The sequence below is a fragment of the Mesotoga sp. HF07.pep.5.2.highcov genome (assembly GCF_003666285.1).
In the GTDB taxonomy this organism is placed as follows: domain Bacteria; phylum Thermotogota; class Thermotogae; order Petrotogales; family Kosmotogaceae; genus Mesotoga; species Mesotoga prima.
Map to the genome: position 1 here is coordinate 1 of NZ_JFHJ01000295.1, position 3775 is coordinate 3775.

The following is a 3775-nucleotide window of genomic DNA, read 5'->3' on the forward strand; positions in this document are numbered from 1 at the left end:
GCTTCCTCAAGCTCTTTTGGAATTCCCATGAAGAACTGACGTAGCAGGAATATTCCGAATGCAGAACTCATGAATGGAACTATTAGAGCACTATACTTATCTATGAACCCAAATTGCTTGACGATTACATACAGAGGGACCATAGTGACTTCCGGCGGAACCATAAGCGTCCCGATCAGGATCATGAAGACCACATTAGCTCCTCTGAATCTTATTCTCGCCAGCCCATAAGCTGCGAGAGAATTGAAGATCAACTGTAGCAAAGTCACCGTAAGCGCTACGAAAAGCGTATTCCATATATATCTGGCAAGCGGTATCAGCTCGAAGGCTTTGACAAAATTCCTTAAATCAAAGATAGTCGGCAGAAAGCTCGGTGGAATAGAGAAGGCAGCATCCTCTGTCTTAAAGGAAGTAACGAGCATCCAGAAAAAAGGAAGATTGATAATTATCGCCACGAAAAGTATTGCCAGGTAAACGATGATTCTAATTGGAAGGGCCGGTTTTCTTCTCATTGATAATGCACCCTCCCTTTGCTTACTCTGAATTGTATCAGAGTGAATACTACCATCATCGCAAACATGACGACGGCAACTGCTGACGCGTATCCAAACTTAAGGTACTTGAAGGCATTTTCATAAAGGTAGTATGTGATAACCTGAGTGCTCTTCGCCGGCCCACCGCTAGTCATAACGGATACCGAGACGAAGACCCTGAACGATGCAATGAATTGCATGATGAACACAAAGAGAGTCGTCGGAGATAGGAGCGGAAGCGTAATATTTACAAACTTCCTCCAAGGTGTCGCCCCGTCGATTTCGGCCGCCTCGTAGTATGTCTTCGGGATAGTCTGTAAACCCGCCAGGAAGAGCACCATGTTGTAGCCGATACGTTTCCAGACACCAACGATGATCAACGCAAGGAGTGCGTAATTCGGATCGCTTAACCACTTTATGTTACTAATACCAAAAATGGAAAGGAAGTAGTTTACCAGTCCGAAATTCGGTTCATATAACCAGCCCCAAATAACGGCCGCGGCGGCCATCGAAGTGACAACCGGAATGTAGAAGAGCGTCCTGAAAAGCCCTCTTCCCTTTATCCACTCAATATTGAGCAGAGCAGCAAGCAACAGTCCGATAATAACCGAAGGGATTACGGTGCCGAGGATATATATCCCGGTAACCCCCATCGAATTCCAGAAATCCGGTGAGCTGAAGAGCCTTTCGTAATTACGGAGTCCAACGTACCTCATCGGTCTTATCATGTTCCAACTAAAGAAAGATACATAGAAAGCCCACGCTAGTGGCAAATAGATAAAGATCACCTGAACAGTCAAAGCTGGCAAGACTGTCACCCAGCCGGTAAGCGCTTCCCTGGTTCCGCGACGCAATCGTATCACCCCACAGTTGTAAATATGAAAGAATCTATAACACAACCATTATGACCAAAATACGTTAAAGGAAGATCAAGCAAAACAAAAAAAGTCGCCGCCTTATAGCTGGCACGACTTTCTCATCATCTCTGTCACGCTAGGGATAGTCTAGCATAATTGGAAAAGCAAAATCAACTCTTCGATTCTTACTGCTTTCAGGTTCGAAACCACTTCAAAAATCTCCATTCTAATTGTCAAATCACAGACGTAACTCTGTTCTTTCCACTCCTCTTTGATTCATATAGTGCCTCATCCGCTCTTCGAAGCAAACCGTCAAAATCGCTTTCATTTTCCAGAAGCGTCGTAACACCAATGCTAATGGTCAAAGGTCCATATTCTTTTTTATCAACAGAACTGAGCCCCGATCTGAGCTTTTCGGCCATCTTAATTGCGCCCTCGAGATCGGTGTTCGTTGCGACAATCAAGAACTCATCGCCTCCCCACCTACCGATATAGTCACAGCTCCTGATATTTGACTGAACGAACGAACATGTCAGCTTCAGCGCATCGTCACCGGCGAGATGGCCAAAATTATCGTTTACGGTCTTCAGGTTGTCAAGATCGAACATTATCAGCGATAGAGGAGCAGAATATCTTCTAGACCTTTCCGTTTCCAGTTTGAGAAGCTCGGTTAGCGAATACCTGTTCATCACCCCGGTTAGCATATCCGTAGTGGCCAGCTTCTTGTACATCATCTGGCTCTCGCGAAGCGCTTCTTCAATTTGCTTCGTCGGAGAAATGTCGATGTGAGTTCCGAGAATCCTGGTCGCCCTTCCATCCTCATCTCTTTCGGCCGCTTCGCCACGATCATGAACCCAGATCCACTCTCCACCCTTCGAAAGCATCCTGTATTCGATGTCGAAGTAGTCAGTCTGACCTTCGTAGCACTTATCCATTTCCTCAAGGCAGGGAAGAAGGTCCTCAGGGTGTACGAATTCCTTCCATTGTTGAAAGGTAATGACAGATCCGCCTGCCGAATAGCCCATGATCTGATAGTATCGGTCGTTTATCGAAAACTCGCCTTTCTTCATTTTCAAGTCCCAGAGACCTATCTTCCCGCCTTTCACTGCAAGTGCGAGCCTCTCTTCACTTTGGCGGAGCGCATCTTCGACCTCTTTTCTTTCGGTTATATCTGTCAACAGCGCAATATGCCCTCTGATCTTGCCCTTGTTGCTGTAGATGGGACTCTGCTTTATCTCTATGACTCTCTCTCGCACGTTCAACTCCCTCTTTTCGGAGCCGGAAGTGAAGAAACTTACAACAGACTCGATATCGCTGAAGACCTCCTGGACTGAATTTCCAATGGCATCTGAAGCATCAATGCCCAGCATTTTGCAAGCCATCGGATTAAGATCAACTATTCTTCCACCGTCGTCAAGAATGACTATCCCGTCTGGAAGCCTTTCTATTACGGTCTCTCTGGCTACGGGACGTATGTCGAACAACCTATATCTGAAAACTCCTGCAGCGGCAAATACGCCGGCCACTGTAAAGGCAAAAGGAGTCAAGTCCAAATTCCCCACATCAACGAAACCAAACAAATAGTTAATGTTGACCAAGATGGGGAATACCGTTCCCAGTAGAACAGTCCCTAACTGACCCTTATATAGACCCGTCGAATGGATATACTTTCTGAAGACAGCAATGATTCCTGATAAAAGCAGTAAGTAATTGTACAACATTGCAATCCAGAAGAGCGGACCGTGCACCAATCTCTGAAGGGGGAAAGTTGAAGTGTGATCTATCTCACTAAGCGAGTAAAATAGCCAGTGTTGTTCATTTGTCCACATCGCAATCAAAACAGCAATGGGTACGATAAATAGCATCACAATCCTCTTCCAACGAAACCAATCTCTTTTGTCCACAAGTGCCATGGAAAAGAGGAAGTAAAAGACCGAAACGGACACTATTCCTGGATAAGAAATCTTGTTCAGAAGCCTCATACTTTCGAGATCATAAGAAAGCAGCTCCAGCGCATAGAAAAGTGACCACCACGCTATTGACAGCATCAATAGGCCAAGAGCTCTGGCTTCTAAACGACTTCTCTGCCTGAAACAAAGGAAAACCATAAAAAAACAGATTGCAACTGGAAAGAACGTAAGAATCGCGTAAATATTCAAATCCCACACCCCGAAAATCTCCTGATGGTCAGATTATAAACGTTTTGCCAGGGCTTCACAAAGAAAAGCATCACTGGGTGATAAGACTTGGCTGTAAACGGAGGAACGTTCTATGAGAAGAGAACAACACAAATCAGGCGCTTCGAATAAGACATTCTCAAGTCAACCGTCAACGGTTCTCCGACAAGAGTTGCAAGCATATTTACCCCGCAAGGATATTGGAGAT

3 protein-coding genes are annotated in these 3775 nt (G+C 45.3%); all 3 read right to left on the reverse strand.

Annotation, left to right across the window (positions count from 1 at the left end):
• On the reverse strand, positions 1-512 hold a 512-nt coding region (locus BG32_RS06245; protein ID WP_147434854.1), incomplete at its 3' end, for a carbohydrate ABC transporter permease.
• Positions 509-1387 carry a carbohydrate ABC transporter permease gene (locus BG32_RS06250; RefSeq protein WP_183084192.1) on the reverse strand — a complete coding sequence of 293 codons (879 nt, stop codon included), beginning with the start codon at positions 1385-1387 and terminating at the stop codon, positions 509-511. The genes BG32_RS06245 and BG32_RS06250, both read right to left, overlap by 4 nt.
• Positions 1388-1623: 236 nt before the next feature.
• Positions 1624-3558: a histidine kinase N-terminal 7TM domain-containing protein gene (locus BG32_RS06255; RefSeq protein WP_121526570.1), complete on the reverse strand. Its 1935-nt coding sequence runs from the start codon at positions 3556-3558 to the stop codon at positions 1624-1626.
• Positions 3559-3775: the final 217 nt, after the last annotated feature.